The organism is Mucilaginibacter sp. L196 (genome assembly GCF_009765905.1).
Taxonomy (GTDB): Bacteria; Bacteroidota; Bacteroidia; order Sphingobacteriales; family Sphingobacteriaceae; genus Mucilaginibacter.
In genome coordinates this window covers 1-20,032 of record NZ_LMUO01000007.1, presented here as the reverse complement: position 1 = coordinate 20,032, position 20,032 = coordinate 1, and the positions used below count along the sequence as shown (strand labels likewise).

General features: G+C 41.3%; 18 protein-coding genes and 1 tRNA gene. 10 read left to right on the top strand and 9 right to left on the bottom strand.

Features of this window, described 5'->3' with window-relative positions; all coding sequences use genetic code 11:
* Window positions 1-250 precede the first annotated feature (250 nt).
* Both GSQ74_RS03100 and GSQ74_RS03095 read left to right on the top strand, forming a co-directional pair.
* Complete coding sequence (locus GSQ74_RS03100; RefSeq protein WP_216846667.1) at window positions 251-745, top strand: DUF3455 domain-containing protein; 495 nt, start codon at window positions 251-253, stop codon at window positions 743-745.
* Window positions 746-888: 143 nt separating this feature from the next.
* The gene (locus GSQ74_RS03095) at window positions 889-1,695 is read left to right on the top strand and encodes a class I SAM-dependent methyltransferase (RefSeq protein WP_158989962.1); all 807 of its coding nucleotides are present in this window, start codon (window positions 889-891) and stop codon (window positions 1,693-1,695) included.
* 43 nt (window positions 1,696-1,738) lie between these two features.
* Here the strand turns inward: GSQ74_RS03095 and uvrA are convergent, their stop codons facing one another.
* Complete coding sequence (gene uvrA / locus GSQ74_RS03090; RefSeq protein WP_174236904.1) at window positions 1,739-4,648, bottom strand: excinuclease ABC subunit UvrA; 2,910 nt, start codon at window positions 4,646-4,648, stop codon at window positions 1,739-1,741.
* A gap of 207 nt (window positions 4,649-4,855) precedes the next feature.
* On the opposite strand from uvrA, the gene GSQ74_RS03085 reads away from it, so the two are divergent.
* The 4 genes from GSQ74_RS03085 (at window position 4,856) to nth (ending at window position 7,365) form a co-directional block, all read left to right on the top strand.
* Complete coding sequence (locus GSQ74_RS03085; protein WP_158989960.1) at window positions 4,856-5,416, top strand: hypothetical protein; 561 nt, start codon at window positions 4,856-4,858, stop codon at window positions 5,414-5,416.
* A 211-nt stretch (window positions 5,417-5,627) separates the two neighbouring features.
* Window positions 5,628-6,212 (top strand): RNA polymerase sigma factor, encoded by a 585-nt coding sequence (locus GSQ74_RS03080; protein ID WP_158989958.1) that lies wholly within the window; start codon window positions 5,628-5,630, stop codon window positions 6,210-6,212.
* 94 nt (window positions 6,213-6,306) lie between these two features.
* Complete coding sequence (locus GSQ74_RS03075; RefSeq protein WP_158989956.1) at window positions 6,307-6,507, top strand: hypothetical protein; 201 nt, start codon at window positions 6,307-6,309, stop codon at window positions 6,505-6,507.
* A gap of 105 nt (window positions 6,508-6,612) precedes the next feature.
* Window positions 6,613-7,365 carry an endonuclease III gene (gene nth, locus GSQ74_RS03070; RefSeq protein WP_158989954.1) on the top strand — a complete coding sequence of 251 codons (753 nt, stop codon included), beginning with the start codon at window positions 6,613-6,615 and terminating at the stop codon, window positions 7,363-7,365.
* A 148-nt stretch (window positions 7,366-7,513) separates the two neighbouring features.
* On the opposite strand, the gene GSQ74_RS03065 is transcribed toward nth, so the two are convergent.
* Window positions 7,514-8,962, bottom strand: a complete 1,449-nt coding sequence (locus GSQ74_RS03065; protein WP_158989953.1) for a PLP-dependent aminotransferase family protein — start codon at window positions 8,960-8,962, stop codon at window positions 7,514-7,516.
* 87 nt (window positions 8,963-9,049) lie between these two features.
* On the opposite strand from GSQ74_RS03065, the gene GSQ74_RS03060 reads away from it, so the two are divergent.
* Window positions 9,050-9,532: a GNAT family N-acetyltransferase gene (locus tag GSQ74_RS03060; RefSeq protein WP_158989952.1), complete on the top strand. Its 483-nt coding sequence runs from the start codon at window positions 9,050-9,052 to the stop codon at window positions 9,530-9,532.
* Between the two features lie 5 nt (window positions 9,533-9,537).
* The gene (locus GSQ74_RS03055; RefSeq protein ID WP_158989951.1) at window positions 9,538-10,737 is read left to right on the top strand and encodes an aminotransferase class V-fold PLP-dependent enzyme; all 1,200 of its coding nucleotides are present in this window, start codon (window positions 9,538-9,540) and stop codon (window positions 10,735-10,737) included.
* On the opposite strand, the gene GSQ74_RS03050 is transcribed toward GSQ74_RS03055, so the two are convergent.
* Window positions 10,734-11,630: an AraC family transcriptional regulator gene (locus GSQ74_RS03050; protein ID WP_158989950.1), complete on the bottom strand. Its 897-nt coding sequence runs from the start codon at window positions 11,628-11,630 to the stop codon at window positions 10,734-10,736. The genes GSQ74_RS03055 and GSQ74_RS03050 overlap by 4 nt on opposite strands.
* Before the next feature lie 126 nt (window positions 11,631-11,756).
* Here GSQ74_RS03050 and GSQ74_RS03045 point away from each other — a divergent pair, with 126 nt between their 5' ends.
* On the top strand, window positions 11,757-12,578 hold the full coding sequence (locus GSQ74_RS03045) for a phytanoyl-CoA dioxygenase family protein (protein WP_158989949.1): 822 nt from the start codon (window positions 11,757-11,759) through the stop codon (window positions 12,576-12,578).
* A 280-nt stretch (window positions 12,579-12,858) separates the two neighbouring features.
* Here GSQ74_RS03045 and GSQ74_RS03040 read toward each other — a convergent pair whose 3' ends face one another.
* Genes GSQ74_RS03040 through GSQ74_RS03015 form a run of 6 tightly spaced genes read right to left on the bottom strand, consistent with a single transcriptional unit; the run spans window position 12,859 to window position 19,271 of the window.
* Window positions 12,859-13,854, bottom strand: a complete 996-nt coding sequence (locus tag GSQ74_RS03040) for an L-histidine N(alpha)-methyltransferase (protein WP_158989948.1) — start codon at window positions 13,852-13,854, stop codon at window positions 12,859-12,861.
* A gap of 20 nt (window positions 13,855-13,874) precedes the next feature.
* A complete protein-coding gene (egtB, locus tag GSQ74_RS03035) occupies window positions 13,875-15,056 on the bottom strand; it encodes an ergothioneine biosynthesis protein EgtB (RefSeq protein ID WP_174236903.1) in 1,182 nt (393 codons plus the stop codon).
* A gap of 7 nt (window positions 15,057-15,063) precedes the next feature.
* Entirely contained in the window at window positions 15,064-16,635 is a 1,572-nt protein-coding gene (locus GSQ74_RS03030) for an ABC transporter permease/substrate-binding protein (RefSeq protein WP_158989947.1), read from the bottom strand.
* Window positions 16,628-17,584, bottom strand: a complete 957-nt coding sequence (locus tag GSQ74_RS03025) for an ABC transporter ATP-binding protein (RefSeq protein WP_158989946.1) — start codon at window positions 17,582-17,584, stop codon at window positions 16,628-16,630. Before GSQ74_RS03025 ends, GSQ74_RS03030 begins: the two co-directional genes overlap by 8 nt.
* 8 nt (window positions 17,585-17,592) lie before the next feature.
* On the bottom strand, window positions 17,593-18,978 hold the full coding sequence (locus GSQ74_RS03020; RefSeq protein WP_158989945.1) for a mercuric reductase: 1,386 nt from the start codon (window positions 18,976-18,978) through the stop codon (window positions 17,593-17,595).
* Between the two features lie 11 nt (window positions 18,979-18,989).
* Window positions 18,990-19,271, bottom strand: coding sequence for a DUF427 domain-containing protein (locus GSQ74_RS03015; RefSeq protein ID WP_158989944.1), 282 nt, complete (start codon window positions 19,269-19,271; stop codon window positions 18,990-18,992).
* A gap of 223 nt (window positions 19,272-19,494) precedes the next feature.
* Here GSQ74_RS03015 and GSQ74_RS03010 point away from each other — a divergent pair.
* Window positions 19,495-19,566, top strand: a tRNA-Glu gene (locus GSQ74_RS03010).
* The last annotated feature ends 466 nt before the right edge of the window (window positions 19,567-20,032 follow it).

Sequence of the window (20,032 nt, the reverse complement as noted above, 5' to 3'; positions counted from 1 at the left end):
GTGGAGAGCACCTTCGTACAGACGATTCTCAGCGCCTCTATTTTCTTTGAAAAACCACCTCTTTAACTTTAAAGGACTTTTTCAGTGCCCTCCAATATGCAGAGGGGCTTTTTCATTTTTTTTACCATTTTATTAATATTACTTTTAGTGGTATCTTATATCGTGTTTAGTCTTTAATTTGCAGCCGCATTATTTATATATACAGTGATTAATGTTCTTTATGAAACGATTTATATATTTAGTAATCCTTATGCTGTGGGCAGTAGTTGTACATGGGCAGCAAGCCATACCTACCGCTGTTGCAGTACCTACTAACAATGCGATAATATTGCACGTGTACGCCAGGGGAGTTCAGATTTATCAGTGTACGCAAGATATAAAGGATACTTCACATTATGTATGGACTTTCCGTGAGCCGCAGGCAACTTTATTCTCTTCTGCCGATCACATGCAAAAAGTCGGAAAACATTACCTGAATACAACGAAAAGCCCAACCTGGGAATTATCCGATGGCTCATTGATTAGCGGTGTAAAACTGCAGCAAGCGTCTTCGCCAGATAGCGTCGCTATCCCGTGGTTACTGCTTCGTGGAATAGCGGAAAGCGGAAAAGGAAGTCTGACAAATGTTGTTTTTATTCAGCGTTTACACACACATGGCGGCTTGGCACCAAAAAGTGCAGACCAGTCACAAAAAGGACAAACATTGCAAGTGCCTTACACAGCGGAGTATTTGTTTTATAAGTAGGTCTCTTTTTAATTTTCACAGGATCTCTCGAAGAAGACCTTGCGTTTCAACAATACTCGTTCTGCGTGCGCAGGGTCATCTTCGAGAAATCCTGCAGGAACAGGAAATAACAATTGATATATTTGATCATAATCTAACGTATTATGGCAACACCTTCTTTATTTTTTGGCGGGACAGTATCCCAAAACTATGAGGATTACCTTGGGGCTTTCCTTTTTGAACCATTCGCTGTTGACCTTGCCAGTCGATTAAATTTCGACGGCGTAAGCAAGGTTCTTGAACTTGCATGTGGCAGTGGCCGCTTAACAAAGCACATTGCCGAAACGTTGCCCGCCACGGCAGAGTTTACAGCTACAGATTTAAGCGCCGATATGATCAGTGTAGCGAACACCAAAGTAACATCCGACCGGGTAACATGGGCGACAGCTGATATAATGGATCTGCCATTTACAAATGATTCATTCGACCTGATAGTTTGCCAGTTCGGCCTCATGCTCGTTCCCGACCAGATGAAAGCATTCGCTGAAATACTACGGGTTTTAAAACCCGGCGGGAAAGTTGTTTTTAATACCTGGACAGACCGTGATTACAACAAGGTTTGGGCAATTGGCGATGAGGTTCTGCAGTCTTTCTTTGGCGAAAATATAGTCGGCCAAAACCCCGGGCCATTTGCATTGGGAGATAAAGAGGTAGTTTTCGGGATGTTAAAAACGACCGGTTTTTCCAAAACCAATGCAACAAGCATGGAATGCATTGGCGAAACAGATTCCGCAGCAAACGTTGCTTATGGTTTCATACATGGCTTACCAATCGGCAGTTTCGTCCAAAAGCGCGGAGCTGAGTTGATGCCTGAAATTATTAAATCTCTTGAAGAGAATTATAGAAGCGAGCTTGGAGAGCACCCTTTAAAGGCATCACAAAAAGGATTGATTTTTGAAGCGGTGAAGTAACTTCAAGACTTACAAAGTTTTAAAAACTTCGTAAGTCTGCTATCTATTTAACAGAATCAAAACGTTCCTTTAAGAACGCGCCTGTATATGAATCCTTAACCTTGATCAAATCTTCAGGCAATCCTTCAAACACAATCTTACCGCCTTTATCACCACCTTCGGGGCCAATATCAATTACCCAATCCGCGCACTTGATCACATCCATATTGTGCTCAATTACGATGATGGTATTACCATGATCCAGCAAAGCCTCAAATGATTTCAATAGCTTTTTAATATCCTCAAAATGCAAACCGGTAGTTGGCTCATCAAAAATAAACAGCGTTTTATGCGTGTTATTCCCCTTAACCAGAAAAGATGCCAGCTTTATACGCTGCGCCTCGCCCCCTGATAAGGTATTTGACGATTGCCCCAGCTGCACATAACCCAAACCCACATCAACCAATGGTTTTATTTTGGCGATAATCTTCGGCTCTTTTTTGAAGAATTCCAGGCCTTCGTCTATGGTCATTTCTAATACCTCGGATACATTTTTATCCAGGTAGGTAATATCCAGTATATGCTGTTTAAAACGTTTCCCGCCGCAGGTTTCGCAGGTCAGGAAAATATCAGCCATAAACTGCATTTCTATCTTTACCTCACCTTCACCCTGACAAACATCACAACGGCCACCCTCCACGTTAAATGAAAACGCCGACGGCTTTAACCCCGCCGCCTTTGATGCAGGTTGCGCGGCATATAAATTCCTGATCTCGTCCCAGGCCTTCACATAAGTAACCGGATTTGAACGTGATGAACGGCCAATCGGGTTTTGATCCACCATTTCCACCTGCTCAATCTTGGCATAATCCCCCTCAATACTGTCGTATGATCCTGTTTGTTCGCCTGAATAATTACCCAGTGTTTTTTGCAGTGCAGGAGCCAGAATCCGTTTAACCAAACTGGTTTTACCCGAGCCAGATACACCCGTAACCACCGTCAGCACGCCTAACGGAAACTTTGCATCCACATGCTGCAGGTTATTTTCCCTGCCGCCTTTAATTTCAATAAAATCATGCCATTTACGGCGATGGGTTGGTATTTCTATTGCTTCTTTACCGCTCAAATAACGACCGGTTAAGCTATTATCATCCTTTATAATCTCGTCATAAGTACCCGAGAAGATCAACTCCCCGCCATGCGTACCCGCCGCCGGGCCAATATCAATAATATGATCGGCCGCTTTCATAATCTCTTCCTCATGCTCAACAACCAATACCGTATTACCTACATCGCGCAGGGATTTAAGCACAGTAATCAAACGCTGCGTATCGCGGGGATGCAAACCGATACTCGGCTCATCCAACACATAAATAGAACCAACCAAACTACTACCTAATGACGTAGCCAAGTTAATCCGTTGTGATTCCCCGCCGGATAGCGTATTCGACAACCTATTCAGTGTTAAATAACTCAAACCAACGTCATTCAAAAACAATAAGCGATTGGTTATTTCCATCAGCAGGCGTTTACCAACTGTAGCATCCGTTTCATTTAGTTTCAAATTGCTGAAGAAATCCAGGGCTTTGTCCAAAGGCATCAAAACCACGTCGGTAATTGATTTACCATCTATCTTCACATAAGAAGCATCTTGCCTTAAACGACTGCCCTTACACTCCGGACAAGTAGTTTTACCTCTATAACGAGATAACATTACCCGGTATTGAATTTTATAAGTTTGAGCTTCCATCTCAGCAAAAAACTCATCCAGTCCGCGGAAATATTTATTACCGGTCCACAACAGCCTTTGCTCCTTTTCAGTAAGCTGGTTATATTGGCGATGGATAGGGAAGTCAAACTGCAACGCATTTTTAATCAGGTTATCGTTCCACTCACGCATCTTTTCGCCGCGCCATGGGGCAATAGCCGCTTCGTATATACTCTTGCTTTTATCGGGGATAACCAAATCCTCATCAATGCCAATCACTTTGCCATAACCTTCGCAGCGTTTACAAGCCCCGTAAGGGTTATTAAAGCTGAAGAAATTAGCGGTAGGCTCTTCAAATTTTATCCCATCCAGTTCAAACCTATCGCAAAAAAAGCGTTCGGTTTCCTTTTCAGCATCCGGTTCCTGGTAACGCACATAGCAATCACCTTTACCCTCAAAAAATGCTGTTTGTATCGAATCACCTAAACGGCTAATCGTTTCATCTTCTTCATCCTTAGTGATACGGTCAATCACAATACGAACGGCAGAGGCCCCCTCTAAATCTCCCCCAGTAGGGGCGACTTTTTTTGAAGTCCTCCCTTCAGGGGAGGGTTTGGGTGGGGCTTCCCCCTTCAGCCATTGCCCATCATCCACAATGCTCATATCCTCCAGCAAAGCTTCAATTTTGGATAGCTTTTGCAGATACTCCACCCGCACAAAACCCTTTTGCATCAATACAGCCAACTCTTCTTTCAAGCTACGGTTATTGTGTGGGTAAAGCGGACAAAGTATAGTAACCTGCGTATCCGCAGGCAACGACATGATAAAATTGATCACATCCGTAACCGAATCCTTCTTCACCAAATTGCCCGATACAGGCGATATAGTTTTACCTATCCGCGAGAAAAGCAATTTCAAATAATCATATATCTCGGTTGATGTACCCACGGTTGAACGTGGGTTTGACGTAATAACCTTTTGTTCAATAGCGATAGCCGGGGCGATGCCCTTAATATAATCTACATCCGGCTTATTCATACGGCCCAAAAACTGGCGCGCGTATGAGGAAAGGCTTTCTACATACCTGCGCTGCCCTTCGGCATACAAAGTATCAAAAGCCAATGATGATTTACCCGAACCCGACATGCCCGTAACCACTACCAGCTTATTTTTAGGTATGGCCACATCCAGGTTTTTTAGGTTGTGTACACGCGTTCCCTTAATTATAATATGCTTCTGCGGATCTTTTTCTGCTTCTTTAATCATTCAAATGTTAGTTCATTTTGATGGTTCAAAGCCTATGGCAAAGCAGGTTCTTACTATAAAGCATAACCTATCCACCATCAACCTTTCCAAAACGCAAAAATCCTAAAATTATTAGCCGATTCCAAATGCGCGTGAGTAATAAATGGGAATATGATTTTGGATTGATTAATTATTGTAAACAATTAACTTAGAGCCGTAAAACAGACCATGGATAACCCAGTAACCGAAGATTTTAGCCCCGAAATTAATTACGAAAAAAGCATACAAAAACATAGGCTTATCTATAAAATAACAGGTGGTCGCGTCTTTAGCGAGGCAGCAAACTGGCTGATGTTTTCGTTATTTATTTTCATCTCTTTACAACCTTTACTCTTTGGCAGAACACCTTCTACCGGGGTTGTGATTCTTATAACACTATTTATTTCCTGGATGCTGTCAAACGCGCTCCTTAATTATTCACTCGTAAAAATCCCGGGCACAACAATTAATGAAAATAGAGCAGCCATACGTTTAGCAATAAATAAATTTGTAACTGTAAAGGATTTTAAAGTTGATAACGATGTAATGATGCGAAGTTTTAAACCTACAGGTCACCCCTTTTGGGGCAAAATAGTAACTATACTTTTTGATGGGACAGAGATGTATCTCAATATTACTAGTACGGGCAAATCTGAGAATCCCACAATGATACATGGCCTTCGCAACTATATTAAAGCAAAAAGAATCGCCAGATATTATAAGTCGAATTTCATTGATATAAAACACTAAGTTTAAATCCTTATTTACTTAACCCATTAAACTCTAATGGCTTAATTCAGTCAAATGTTAAAAAGTGTTAAAGTGTTAAATACGATGAAATATTTGGTTTTTTTCGATTTTTTTGCTTTATTTGATGTAACAAAAAGGAGACCCTATATAGATTAGACTATACTTTAACAAAAATAATATCTTTTAATTAAGTTTAAAGTAAAGGTTTTCTATGGATTTTCAATTGCAAAGTGATCAGGATTTAATCCATCTATATATCACGGGCGAAGAGGCCGGATTAGTGGAGTTAATACGCCGATACCAATCTAAAATTTACACCTCCATATATTTACTGGTAAAAGACGAGTACCTCGCCGAGGATATTTTTCAGGATACCTTTATCAAAGTCATCAATACGTTAAAGGCCGGGAAATATAACGAAGAAGGTAAGTTTTTACCCTGGGTTACCCGTATAGCGCACAATTTAGTGATTGACCATTTCCGCCGCGAAAAGCGCGCGCCAATGGTTAGCAATGGTGACGACTTTGATATTTTTGAAGTATTAGGCAATTATGATGAAAGCACCGAGGATCGCATGGTTCGCGAGCAAACACATAAGGACCTTAAAGCCCTCATCCAACTTTTACCATCCGAACAAAAAGAAGTGCTCATCATGCGCCACTTCGGCGACCTGAGTTTCAAGGAGATAGCAGACATTACCGATGTTAGCATCAATACGGCGCTAGGCCGTATGCGTTACGCCCTAAACAACCTGCGTAAAATGATGCAGGGTAGAGAGCTTAGCTTGAAGAATTAATTTCATGAAATTTTCATGAAATTTTTTTCATAGTTAATAAAATATTACTTTCAGGCTTGCGTTTAATACTTGTACTTTAAACATTAACAAGCTTATGGGCGAAACCTTTACAAATTCTTTAAACACGGTCATTAAAAACGCGCAGATGAAAGACAGGGAAGTACAAGAAAACCTGGATGCGGATGATTTGATCTTCTATCATTCCATCCGTGCAGATTTGGATCTTCTGAAAAAGAAACCAAAACTGCATACAATCCATTATATACTGGATTACTCCAAAAGCCTGCGTAGCTAAGTTGGCCTTACAAAATTTAAAAGCCCGTTGTAAAAAAGTTATATTAACTAATTACACCGGGCCTCTTTTTTTTAATTATTTTCGACGGCATACTACCATTCAACCATGTTAAAGCAAGAACGCTACCGCCATTTTGTAGATTACTTTTCAAAAAACCAACCCAATGCTGTTACCGAGCTGCATTATGGCAGCCCGTTCCAGTTATTAATAGCTGTTATCCTATCTGCCCAATGCACCGATAAACGGATTAACCAGGTAACCCCTGCCCTATTCGAGCGTTTCCCAACCCCTGAAAGCCTGGCAGCCTCCACACCCGAAGAAGTTTTCACCTACATACGCAGTGTAAGCTATCCAAACAACAAAGCCAAACACCTGGTAGGCATGGCAAAAATACTGGTCGATGTATTTCATAACGAAGTACCATCCGACATTGATCAGTTACAAAAAATGCCCGGTGTTGGTCGCAAAACTGCAAACGTAATTGCTTCCGTAGTTTATGACGCACCTGCTATTGCTGTAGATACCCACGTTTTCCGCGTGGCCAACCGCATAGGTCTAACCACCAACGCACGCACGCCTTTAGCTGTAGAAAAACAATTAGTAGAGTACCTACCACAGGAAACTTTAGCCATTGCCCATCACTGGCTCATATTGCATGGCCGCTACATCTGCGTGGCCCGCAGCCCAAAATGTGATATATGCCCGCTAACATGGTTCTGCAAATACTACTCCCGCACCCATACCGAAAGCTACCTTCAAAAAGAGGAGGCGGCGAAAGCGAAGAAAGTAAAAGACCAGAAAAAGAAGAAATCTTTAGACGCGATAAGTAAAGAGTTGAAAAAACGAAGTGTTAAGTAATTTCTATCCTGATTGTCATTTCGACCGGAGGGAGAAATCTTCTACGACTCACATCCATACTATGTCATTGCGAGGAACGAAGCAATCGCACGTAGAAAAGCAAACTTGCAAAGTTCGCGATTGCTTCGTTCCTTGCAATGACAAGTTTTTATTTAATCATCATCCCCCTTATCAACTCCCCCAAAACCTTAAAACTATTCTCCAGCACCTCATCATAAGGCCTGCCGAAACTTATTCTTATAAAATTGGTAAAACGCGCATCGGTGCTAAAAATTTGCCCCGGCGCAATGCTTATGTTTCGCGCCATGGCGGCCTGGTAAAGCTCAAAAGCATTAATACTTTTATCCAGTTCAATCCACAAAGCATAACCACCTTGCGGCTGGCTTATTTTTGTATCAGGCGGAAAATACTGGGCAATACCCTGCATATAATGCAGGCACTGGGTATATAAAGCCTTACGCAAGTTACGCATATGCAGGTCATACCGACCGGTTTCAAAAAAGTGCGCTATGGCAGCCTGCGTAGGCGTAGCCGAGCTAATGGTATGCATTAATTTTAAACTTAATATCTGCTCCTTAAACTTACCCGGTATACACCACCCAACCCGATATCCCGGCGCAAGTGATTTTGAAACAGAGGAGCATAACATTACCATCCCCTCCGTATCGTAGCTTTTGCAGGTTCGCGGGCGACTTTTACCAAAATAGATCTCTCCATAAATATCATCCTCAATTAATGGAACTTGCTTCTTTGCCAATAGCTTTACCAGTTGCTGCTTACGTTCATCGGGCATGCAGCTACCTATGGGATTGCTAAAATTGGTTACAAACAGGCAAGCATTAACGGTCACCTTTTCCATGGCTTGTTCCAAATACGCTATATCTAAACCAGTCTTTGGATCACCCGGAATCTCCAGCACATTCAAATTCAGGCTCATCATTATGGTAAAAATGCCAAAATAAGTAGGGCTTTCAATAGCCACAGTATCGCCGGGTTTGGTAACAGCCCGCAGGCAAAATACAAGGGCTTCCATACAGCCTTGCGTGGTCACAATATCATCTTCGCTTATTTGCCCACCCCAATTAAAAGCATTTTTGGCAATTTGTTTGCGCATGTCAATGTTTCCCTGCAAACTTTCATAATTAATATTGCCATTGGGGCTTTTGCGGATGGCTTCCATCATTGATTTATTCAACTTAGCCATCGGTATCAACCCTATAGCCGGCGATGAGCGCGACAAACTTAAAATGCTATCCCCACCCATATTGCGGTAAACCATCGCTATCATTTCCACAACACTTACCTGCTCAATCTTTTTTGTCGGAGGCATCATTTCTGGTGATTTGGTATAACGCGAGGTAGAAAACTTTACATAGTATCCCGACTTCGGCCGGGCCTCTATCATGCCCATATTTTCCAGCTCAACATATGCTTTATAAGCTGTGCTGATACTTATCCCCTGCTCCTGACTCAACGCACGTACCGATGGCAGTTTATCGCCACACTTTAATAGGTTTTGTTTGATCTGATTTTCAAACCGCCCAACAATCTGGGTATATAAAAAATCATGATCCGGACTTGCGATTAATTCTTTCATAACATCTGTTATGCTCAAAATTAACAAATCTGCATCTGTTTTTACAATAGTGATAGCACTTTCTTTGTATTATAATTTATTCATGATATGGAACTGCAATTCATCGATTACAAACCCGAGTACCAACCCTGGTTTGAAAAACTAAACAAAGCGTGGCTCGAAGAATACTTTGTGGTAGAGGACTTTGACAAATATGTTTTAGAAAACCCCGAGGAAGCCATTTTAAAACAAGGCGGTAAAATATATTTCGTCGCCGCAGGCGATACTATTGTAGGCACAGTTGGTTTACGCTATGTAGAAGACGGGGTTTATGAACTAACCAAAATGGCAGTCGATAAAAACTATCATGGCGGTGGCGCTGGTCAGTTTTTATGCCAGTCGTGCATTAATAAAGCACGCGAGATGGGTATGGATAGATTGGTGCTATGGTCAAACCGCATACTTGAAAATGCCATACATATTTACCGTAAATTAGGCTTTACCGAAATACCGGTATCGCCCGGCACTTACGGTCGTGCAGATATTATGATGGAAATAAATTTTAAACAGGAAGCAGCAATTCAACAATAAACAATATGCAGACAACACCACTAACCGAACAGGAAATACAACAACTAAGAGCCGAAACCAAAGGCACATCCAACAAAATACACTTCAACAATGCAGGTTGCTCAATGGCGACTGATGTGGTGGTGGGAACTGTGGTAAATTACCTAAACGAAGAAGCCAGTTTCGGCGGCTATGAAACGGAAGCCAAATACAGCGAGCAACTGGATAAAACTTACGATTCAATCGCCCGATTAATCAATGCAGAAAAAAATGAAGTTGCTATTGTAGAGAATGCCAGCACCGCATGGGCGCTGGCTTTTAACGGTATCGATTTTAAACCTGGCGATGAAATTATCACCTGCGAAATGGAGTACGTTACCAACCTGATAGGCCTGGTACATGTGCAAAAAACACAAGGTGTTAAAGTTATATTAATCCCCAATGATGAGCATGGTGATTTCTCATTACAGGCATTAGAAGACGCGATATCACCCCAAACAAAACTGATAGCTGTTACACATATTCCATCTTCTGCAGGCGGTATGATACCCATTGTTGAAATAGGCAAAATAGCCCGCAAGCATAATGTTTTGTATCTGGTTGATGCCTGCCAAAGCGCCGGGCATGTTCCGTTGGATGTAAAGGAAATTGGTTGCGATATGCTGTCGGTAACCGGCCGTAAATATTTACGTGCACCACGTGGTACAGGATTTTTGTTTGTAAGAAAACCCGTACAGGATAAACTGAAACTGATATTTATGGACGGGTTCAGCACCGAATGGATAAGCGAAACCGATTATAAAATGAGAGCTGATGCCCGTCGCTTCGAGATGTATGAAAAAAACAGGGCATTGATGCTTGGTTTAGGTAAAGCTATAGATTACGCCTTAAACATCGGCGTCGATAGGATATGGTTACGCATACAGTATTTAGCCAATATACTTCGCCAACAACTGAACCAAATTGAAGGCATCACTGTTCATGATTTCGGCAGTGAACAATGCGGTATAGTTACATTTACCGTAACCGGGATAGAAAGCGGGGAAGTAAAAGCCAAATTAGCACAGGATAATATCAACGTGTCGGTCGGTCTGGCAAAATCAACCTTATTCTACATGAATAAAAATCACTTAGCCAATGTAGTAAGAGCCTCCGTACACTATTACAATACCGATGAAGAAATAACAATGCTATGCACCAAATTAAAAGATATGCTAGTTAATTAAGCCGAGATCGCTGGGTTAATGATGTTTAAATCGCGCATAAATTTTTTGCGATAGTTTAGCGGGCTCAATCCCATTTTCACCTTAAACATCTTGTAAAAATGCGATACATCACCAAACCCACTCTCAAAAGCTATTTCCGAAATCGGCTTATCACTTTGTACCAGTTGCTGCGTAGCATAATTCAGGCGATACTCAATGATGGTTTCCATAAACGTTTTGCGGGTTATTTTTTTAAAGTACTTGCAAAACGCGTTTGGGGTCATGTTGGCAACTGATGCTGCTTTATCTAATGATACCGATTGCCTGAAATTTTCAACCAGGTAAGCAAAAACAGGATTTATGCGCTCCTGCTGACTCACCGAACTTGTAGCCATACTTTGGTTTTGATCTAACAGAATAAAATCATTAGTTACAGCAAGATGTTGCAATATATCAAGCAGTTTTAACAGCTTATTAAAATTATTTTCATCATCAACCAACCCTCTTAAAAGGACACTGATTTCCGCCTGAATACTGTCACCAAATTTTATCCCACTTACCGACTTTTCAAACAGCTTGCTGATGTCCTGCATTTCAGGACGGTCAAAAAAATCCTCTCCTAAAAAATCAGCGGTAAATTGTATTACAATGGCACCGGCTTCATGTTGGGTCTGTTCAATATTGGCCAGTTTCCAGCAATGCGGCAGGTTAGGGCCTAACAATATCAGGTCGCCTGTAAAAAAATCTTCCATATGCGTACCCACATATCTTTTACCGCTGCCTTTTGTAATAAAGGTCAGTTCATACTCCGGGTGGAAATGGTATGGGCCGTCAAATTCCCATTGGTCAAATTTGCGCACCAAAAATGACTGCCGATTACCCGGTTGCAAAACTTCAAAGGAGGCCTTGATCATCGCATATTTTATTACACAAATCTAATATACAAATATAACAAGATAAAATAAACCATAATTAAATCACTTTATTCATTTTTTAGATCGAAAAGATTATTTTACTTTGAGTTAAACTAATTAACGAATATGAATATTAGTGCATCACAACTCCCTCCTTTAGATAGCTTCAAAAGCTTATCTACTGAAAACATTAACGAATTTCAGGCTAAAGGGCATACGCTTGTAAAGGGTATTTTATCCGCGGAAGAAATAGCAGCTTACCGCCCGGTTATTGTTGGTGCTGCCGAACGTTACAATACCGAAAACCGTAAATTAGAAGATAGGGATACCTATGGCAAAGCCTTTTTACAGATCATGAACCTGTGGCAGGTTGATGCAGCAGCAAAGAAATTTGTTTTAGCCAAACGCATGGCCAAAATAGCTGCCGATTTGATGGGTGTAGAAAATGTAAGGCTATACCACGACCAGGCTTTATTTAAAGAACCCGGCGGCGGCCCAACCCCATGGCACCAGGACCAATATTACTGGCCTATTGATACCAACAATACCCTAACCATGTGGATGCCTTTGGTTGATATTGATGTAGATATGGGCATGCTCACCTTTGCTTCCGGATCATACAGAAATGGCGCGGTGTTTAACCATGAGATTTCTGATGAATCGGAAGCGGCATTTGATCAATATGTTAAGGATAATAATTTGCCAATTAGTCGTGCCGAAACCATGAAAGCCGGAGATGCCACCTGGCACCGCGGTTTTACCATACACCAGGCACCTGGTAATAAATCAAACCAACTACGCGAAGTAATGACGGTTATTTATATGGCTGATGGCGCAAGGATAATTCCATACAAAAATTCACAGCAAAAAAACGATCATCATAAGTGGCTAATGGATAAACCTTTTGGCGAATTGATAAATTCGGAATTAAACCCTTTGTTACTCTGATTACGATATAAGTACGCTTTCATAATCTGCGCGTAAAGGCTGTCATACTGAGCGTAGTCGAAGTATGTGGGCGGCCCTTTACGCACGTCCTTCGACTACGCTCAGGATGACACCCACCGCACAATGGTAAAGAATCTCGCACGTAGCCCTGTGTATCGAAGATCGCCACTAAATTAAGTTGACTATAAACAAAATTGTCATCCTGAGGTACGAAGAATCTGTACTGATGTAAACTACTTTACAGATTCTTCGCCCTGCTCAGAATGACAAATCTTTTCGTTTACTCCGCTAACCAAATAGCATCAATAAACCATTTTTTACTATCGAAGAATATATTCAGCGGCTTAAATCCCGCCCCTGCTGCCATTTGATTGGTTTGTATAACATTATATTTTTGCGAGATCTCCATATAGATGTATTCGTCCTTGGCAAAGCAAATAGTTTCCTTACCGCGAATTTTCACCTGCTGATCGTCTAAACTTATTAGATAGCTTTTACATGATCCTGTCTCCGGATCATACGTTGGGTAATGCTCAAATTTGGTGACGTCAAAATCGGCACCCAACTCACGATTAATGCGATCCAATAAATTAAGATTAAATCGTTTAGTGATACCTTCTTTATCATTATAAGCAGCCAAAATTGTTTTAGGGTTCTTTTTCAGGTCGATACCAACCAACAGCATATCACCAAATGAAAGGTGATTACGTAACTGCTTACAGAAATCCTCTGCATCACTAACAGGCATGTTACCAACATTCGACCCTAAGAACAAAACAACCTTACGGCGCTTAGATAAAGATGCCGCTTTTTCCAGCATGTTAAAATAATCGCCATTCAAACCGGTAACTTTCAACCCAGGAAGCGAAACAGGCAAAGTCATGTTTAAGTAGGAGATCACATTCTCAGATATATCTATTGGCAAGTAGCTAAAATCAGCTTTTTGCTCCAATAAATACTTCAGCAAAAAGGTTGATTTCATGGCATCTCCAGCTCCTAATTCTATCAAGTCGAAAGCATCGCCATTACCCATTATAGCCCGGCATATTTCGGCAGTTTGCTCCGTAAATATTTCCAGTTCGCAATTGGTTGGGTAATACTCATCACAATTCATTAAATCCTGGAAAAGCTTGTCGCCCACCGCATCATAAAAATACTTGGAACTTAAATGCTTTGGGGTTGATTGCAAACCTTTGATAACATCGGCATAAAACTGCTCGGTTATGTCAGCCTGGTTATTTAATGGTTGCATGGTAGCAGTGTTCATATTTTTCATTAGGTTGATTATATGATGAATTACTTAGCAAGCCGTATGCCAGTAAATTGCCATCGTAAATGTGTTTGAAAAAAATTGCGGTAGGTAATGCGTGCATGCCCCGGCGAAGTAACTTCTGATGCACCTCTTAATACTTTCTGGTTCACCATAAATTTGCCATTATACTCGCCTATCGCCCCCGGCGCTTTCGCGAAACCCGGGTAAGGCAGGTACGAACTTTCGGTCCATTCCCAGCTTTTGTCCCAGCTGAACTGCGGTGCTGCCGCTTCCCACTCAAATTCGGTTGGCAGGCGCATACCTTTCCACGCCGCAAAGGCATAAGCCTCAAAATAACTAATGTGGCAAACCGGTTGCTTCATTTCAACAGGTTCCAACCCATTAAAAGTATAGTTATACCATTCGCCATGTATTAAATGCCAGTATAAAGGCGATTGTACCATATTAGTTTTAACCCAATCCCAACCCTCTGCGTGCCAGTGACGGAAATCATTATAACCGCCCGCTTTGATAAACTCAACATATTCCTCATTGGTAACCAAATTCGGACTAATCTCATAAGCATTCAGGTAAACTTTATGCCTACTCAGCTCATTGTCGAAACAAAAACCATCGCCCTGAAATCCTATTTCATAAATACCTTCCTCAATGCTAATAAACGGCGCATCAATCGCCTTTACCTTCGGCGAATGATAATCATGTGAATAAGCCGGGAACAGCGGATTATGCCCTAAAATATATTTAATATCAGTATATAAAAGTTCCTGGTGCTGCTCTTCGTGGTTAAAGCCAAGTACCAACAACTCTTTAACTTCGTCCGGTGGTTCTTCGCACAAAAACTTGTTCATGGCATCATCCACATATTTGCGATATCGCATAATATCAATAACCGTTGGTCGACTCAAATTACCTCTATCCGTGCGGATGACGCGGTTTCCCACCGTTTCGTAATAACTATTGAATACAAAGTTGTATTCCGGGTTAAATTCCCGATAATCAGTAGCAAAAGGCTTTAAAATAAAGGTCTCGAAAAACCAGGTGGTATGCCCGATGTGCCACTTAGGCGGACTAACATCCCCTACCGGCTGCACTACATAGTCTTCCGTTTGCAGAGGGCTGCAAATATGCTCAGTATGCTTGCGGACCTTTAAATAACGTTCAGCAAGGCTTATTTTATCAGTATAATATTCAGTTGCTGTTTCCATTTCGGGTTTATTTTTTATCCAGATAGTTTTTAAGGTCCGTTATTGATTTAACATTTAAAGCCGCAGCTTGTTTTTGCCGCATCATTAAAGCATAAGCATTGTTAAAGCCTATGGGTTGTAACCATTTTATCTGATAACGCTTCTCAAATTCCTCTTTGACGTAATTGTAGGTCTTTTCCTTACTGCCTTCTACCGAATTTATTATTTGTTGTGATGGTTGAAGAATAACTAAAAATCCGGTACCGGTATACTCCGGGTAAAAATCTATCTGGTTATTGGTTAAAGCATCAAAACATATTTTTGTTCCGCCGAGGCCTGTTTTGGTCGTTACGTCGTAATCGGTATAACCTTTAATCAACATGCTGTACATATTTGCCAGAATGTATTGTTCGCCAAATATTTTCGACCCAATCCTAACTATGCCATCACTCCCACTACGGTCCGGTCGCCATAAATTTTTCGATACCAAAAAATCCTTCGCAACCTTCTCAGGGCTTTCGTGAAGATAGTCGGTTCGATAATTTAATTCGGTCATCACCGTATCATTAATTTTACCCGACAGCTGATTTAATGTCATTTCCAGTTCAGGAAACTTTCGCAAAGCATCTTCACGCACAATAGGTGCTGCAAAATATGGCGGAAAAATATTCTTATCGTCTTTTAAAACCACCAGATTATAAGCTTTCAACCTGCCATCAGTTGAGTAACCGCTAATCACATCCAACTGCTTCTCATAGGCCGCTTTATACATCACCGCATCGCTAATAACGATGGTGTGGATCTTTAAATGATACTTGCTTTGCAGACCAAGGTTGCCATCCTGCCTGCCCATAAATTCGGGAGTAAAACCAGCAGTAAGCTTGCTGCCATAAGCTGACGGAATAAAATAAACCGAAGCCAGTAATACAATAACTACCGGCAAAGCGTAAGTACCTGCCTTAATCTTTTTAAAGTTGAGTTTTTGTACCCTCGATAACAGGAAATCAAAGATAATAGCCAGCAAAGCCGCAGGTATAGCCCCTGCCAAAATCATATTGGTATTGTTTAGGGAGATCCCACCGAAAATAAACTCACCTAAGCCACCCGCAGCAATATACGAGGCCAACGTAGCCACACCCACCGTTATCACCGTAGCTGTACGGATACCAGCTAATATCACGGGCATAGCCAGCGGCAGTTCCACCTTAAACAGAATTTGCCATTTGCTCATACCCATTGCCATTGCCGCCTCCTTAACCGCCGCATCCACCCCGGTAATCCCGGTATAGGTATTCCTGATGATGGGCAACAAGGCATACAACAGCAAAGCAACAATAGCCGGCTTAGGACCAATACCCAAAAGCGGTATCATAAAACCAAGCAAAGCTATACTGGGTATAGTTTGCAATATCCCGGCGATGCCTAATACCGAACCCGATAGTTTTCTTCTACGGGCGATCAGAATACCCAGAGGCAAACCAACCAGCACTGCCAAAAACAGCGAAATAAACGTTAGCCCGATATGCTCCAGTGTTTGGGTAGCCAGCTTATCGCTTTGCTGCCGCATAAAATCCCACAAAGTTTGTTGCTGATCATTCATGCGTTTGCTGCTGTTTATATTGATAAAACGCCGACATCAAATCCTCGAACCCAAGCTTCTCAATTTCTCTATCCTGATCGTCGTAAATAGATAAACTTTCGCTTCCTTTAAATTTAAACTGCTCCATCACCCACCACATACTTACATCACGCGATAAAACCACCCCGTTCAACCGTAAAGTTCCCCCTTCAGGGGGTTGAGGGGGTTTGATTGCCTTAAACTCCAATTGTAATCGCTGCTCTTTCAAAAAATCTTCGACAAACTTATTTTTTGGTTTGAAAAGCAAGTCGGCAGGCGTACCTTGCTGCACAATTTTTCCTGCATCCATCAAACAAATCCGATCGCCTAATTCAAAAGCCTCCTGTACATCATGGGTAACCATAATAATGGTTTTCTTTTTCAGTTCATCCAGCACCTTAAACTCCGCATGAATTTTCGATTTGGTTACATTATCCAGCGCCCCAAAAGGTTCATCCATCAATAAAACCGGCGGATCGGCAACTAAAGCCCTAGCCAAACCAACACGCTGCTGCTGGCCACCGCTTAATTCATTTGGATAAACATTAAAGTAGGCTTTAGATAGATGCAGTTTCTCCAACAATTCGCTAACGCGATGCTGTATTTTCTTTTTATCCCAATTAAGTAATTGTGGTACGATGGCAATATTCTCGCCAACGGTATAATGCGGAAACAAGCCGTTATTCTGCAAAACATAGCCAATGCCACGCCGCAAAATTTCAGGTTGTTGTTCCAGGATATTTTTATTGTTGATGAAGATTTTACCATGGGTAGGCTCTATTAGCCTATTCAGCATTTTTAGAGTTGTGGTTTTGCCGCAACCACTAGTGCCTAGCAAAACCAGGTTTTCGTGCTCCTTTACATCAAAAGAAATACCATCTACCGCCTTTACCTTGCCAAAGTGTTTGCTCAGATGTTCAACTTTTATCATAAACGAAGTTAATCTTCCAGACTTAAAAATAAGTTATTCAATGATTCGGAATAAGTAGGATGCGCGAAAACACAATAGCGTATCCTGTCATAAGTAATACCACCCTCCATCGCCATCTGCAATACGGTCATAATTTCGCCACCTTCGGTACCTAAAACAGCCGCGCCCAATATTTTTTTGGTAATAGGATCAACCACAGCCTTCATAAATCCGCGGGTATCGCCAACCTCAATCGCACGGGCTACATGTTCCATAGGCAATTTAACAACTTTTACTTTAAGTTTTTGCTTTTTAGCGTCATCTTCGCTAATACCTATGCGACCTAACTGCGGGTCGGTGAACATACAGTAAGGCACTGGTCTGTCTTTTATTGTTAAATTATCGCCCTCAATCAGGTTTCGATAAACAATGGTATAATCGTTATAAGCAATATGTGTAAATGCCGGGCCACCCTTAACATCGCCCAAAGCATAAATGCCTTTTACATTGGTTTCCAGCTTATCATTTACTTTTATAAAACCTTTTTCATCAACTTTCACGCCTGTTTTATCCAAATCCAGAGCCTCGCTTTGCGGGACCCGGCCAACGCCAATTAATACATGCGAGCATTTGATAACCTGCTCTTTCCCGGCGATGGATACCTTAGCTTTTATATTCCCTTTTTTTGTTTTCTCGAAAGCCAGGGTAGTAGCATCAGTATATATCTCGATATTTTCGTCCGTTAATATTTTGTGCATGGCCTCAGCTATATCTTCATCCTCATGAGATAAAATACGTTGCGACTTCTCCAGCATCGTAATTTTACCCCCAAAGCGACCAAACATCTGCCCAAACTCCATCCCAATATAATTAGCGCCCACTACCAGTAAATGCTCCGGCACATAGTCCAGATCAAGTATGGTGGTTGATGTCAGATACTCAATATCTTTTAGTCCTTCAATCTCCGGAATCAATGTTTTAGCGCCGGTATTGATAAATATTAAGTCAGCAGTTACTTCTAATGTTCCTCCTTCATTCAATTCAATCAACAGCGTTTTTTTACCGGTGAAGGCTGCCTCGCCAAAAATCAGGGTCAAGTTCTTAGTGTCTTCAATAGCTTTTTGTCCTCCATTACGGGATTTCAATACAATATCATCCTTGCGTTTTTTTACCTGGCTCATATCAACCTTGTAACTTTTGATATTAACACCTAATTCCGCGCTCTTACTGGCATCATAAGCTGCCTTAGCCGATGCCACCCAGGTTTTAGTAGGTGTACAGCCATCATTAACACAGGTGCCGCCCACATAGCGCTTTTCTATAATTAAAGTCTTTTTACCGGCCTTCGCCAATTTCTTTGATAAAGGTACGCCTGCTTGTCCTGCGCCTATAATAATGGCATCGTATTGTTCCATGGTATTTTTTATTATTCGGTGATCTTAACTCCCTTCCAAAACGCCACATAATCCTTAATGTTTGCCGCGGCTGCTTTTGGTTCAGGATAATACCACGCAGCATCAGGGTTTTGCTGGCCATCCACCTCAAGCGTATAATAAGATGCCAATCCTTTCCACGGGCAAGTAGAATGGGTGTTTGAACCTTTAAGATATTCAGCATTCACGCTGCTTTTAGGGAAATAGTGATTATTTTCAACAACAACGGTATCATTGCTTTCAGCAATTACCTGGTTATTCCATAAGGCTTTCATATTAATTGGTTTATAGTTTTGTATAAATATATGCATATCAGCACTATAGATTACAATACTATTAGCAGCTTTTTGTTTGGCAATTTTGATTCTGAAACCCCTGAAAAGATATTTGAGATTTTTTTTAAATTTTATTTTTAATTTATCGATAAACGTATATCTTTGCAGTCCCAAAATAAGGGAACGCTTTGGTAGAAATACCATAGACAACATATAAAAACAAGGCCCGTTCGTCTAGGGGTTAGGACGTTAGATTTTCATTCTAGAAACAGGGGTTCGATTCCCCTACGGGCTACTAACGGGATTTACTCCCAAAATGAGACTGGGTTGCTCCAAAAAGAGCAACCCTTTTTTATTGGCAATCACGTAGTTATCATAAAGCGCCTCATTGATCAAAGGTGTTTCAAACCCATTGTTCTTAAAGGTGAGATTATGTTGAAACACCGCCCTAAAAAGCTTATGCTTATCGAATATACTCGCTCTTTCGTAAACCTCTTTAATGCTTTTTAGGCGATCTAAGAACTTTTCCAGCTTATGCCAGATGCTTCTATTCTTAACATTGGCATCATTTATATCTCTTAATAGATGGCCTTTGTCGGTAGTATATTTTGAGAACCATCGCTTATAGGTGCTTAACTCAATATCTTTGCGGAAGTAACTTGCTTCAAGGTGGATATTCCGCTGAAATTGACCAGTGATTCATAGGTAAAGGGTAAAGTGATTCCGCTGGAAATTGACCAGGCATTCCGGGGCAAACTGAC

Excerpts from the sequence above, each read along its gene's own strand:
- GSQ74_RS03050 (WP_158989950.1), bottom strand. The coding sequence starts at position 11,630 with ATGATCAAGGCCTCCTTTGAAGTTTTGCAACCGGGTAATCGGCAGTCA.
- GSQ74_RS03030 (WP_158989947.1), bottom strand. The coding sequence starts at position 16,635 with ATGAATGATCAGCAACAAACTTTGTGGGATTTTATGCGGCAGCAAAGC.
- GSQ74_RS03085 (WP_158989960.1), top strand. The coding sequence starts at position 4,856 with ATGGATAACCCAGTAACCGAAGATTTTAGCCCCGAAATTAATTACGAA.
- egtB (WP_174236903.1), bottom strand. The coding sequence starts at position 15,056 with ATGGAAACAGCAACTGAATATTATACTGATAAAATAAGCCTTGCTGAA.
- uvrA (WP_174236904.1), bottom strand. The coding sequence starts at position 4,648 with ATGATTAAAGAAGCAGAAAAAGATCCGCAGAAGCATATTATAATTAAG.
- GSQ74_RS03045 (WP_158989949.1), top strand. The coding sequence starts at position 11,757 with ATGAATATTAGTGCATCACAACTCCCTCCTTTAGATAGCTTCAAAAGC.
- GSQ74_RS03015 (WP_158989944.1), bottom strand. The coding sequence starts at position 19,271 with ATGAAAGCCTTATGGAATAACCAGGTAATTGCTGAAAGCAATGATACC.
- GSQ74_RS03075 (WP_158989956.1), top strand. The coding sequence starts at position 6,307 with ATGGGCGAAACCTTTACAAATTCTTTAAACACGGTCATTAAAAACGCG.
- GSQ74_RS03020 (WP_158989945.1), bottom strand. The coding sequence starts at position 18,978 with ATGGAACAATACGATGCCATTATTATAGGCGCAGGACAAGCAGGCGTA.
- GSQ74_RS03040 (WP_158989948.1), bottom strand. The coding sequence starts at position 13,854 with ATGAAAAATATGAACACTGCTACCATGCAACCATTAAATAACCAGGCT.
- nth (WP_158989954.1), top strand. The coding sequence starts at position 6,613 with ATGTTAAAGCAAGAACGCTACCGCCATTTTGTAGATTACTTTTCAAAA.
- GSQ74_RS03060 (WP_158989952.1), top strand. The coding sequence starts at position 9,050 with ATGGAACTGCAATTCATCGATTACAAACCCGAGTACCAACCCTGGTTT.
- GSQ74_RS03055 (WP_158989951.1), top strand. The coding sequence starts at position 9,538 with ATGCAGACAACACCACTAACCGAACAGGAAATACAACAACTAAGAGCC.
- GSQ74_RS03080 (WP_158989958.1), top strand. The coding sequence starts at position 5,628 with ATGGATTTTCAATTGCAAAGTGATCAGGATTTAATCCATCTATATATC.
- GSQ74_RS03095 (WP_158989962.1), top strand. The coding sequence starts at position 889 with ATGGCAACACCTTCTTTATTTTTTGGCGGGACAGTATCCCAAAACTAT.
- GSQ74_RS03065 (WP_158989953.1), bottom strand. The coding sequence starts at position 8,962 with ATGAAAGAATTAATCGCAAGTCCGGATCATGATTTTTTATATACCCAG.
- GSQ74_RS03100 (WP_216846667.1), top strand. The coding sequence starts at position 251 with ATGCTGTGGGCAGTAGTTGTACATGGGCAGCAAGCCATACCTACCGCT.
- GSQ74_RS03025 (WP_158989946.1), bottom strand. The coding sequence starts at position 17,584 with ATGATAAAAGTTGAACATCTGAGCAAACACTTTGGCAAGGTAAAGGCG.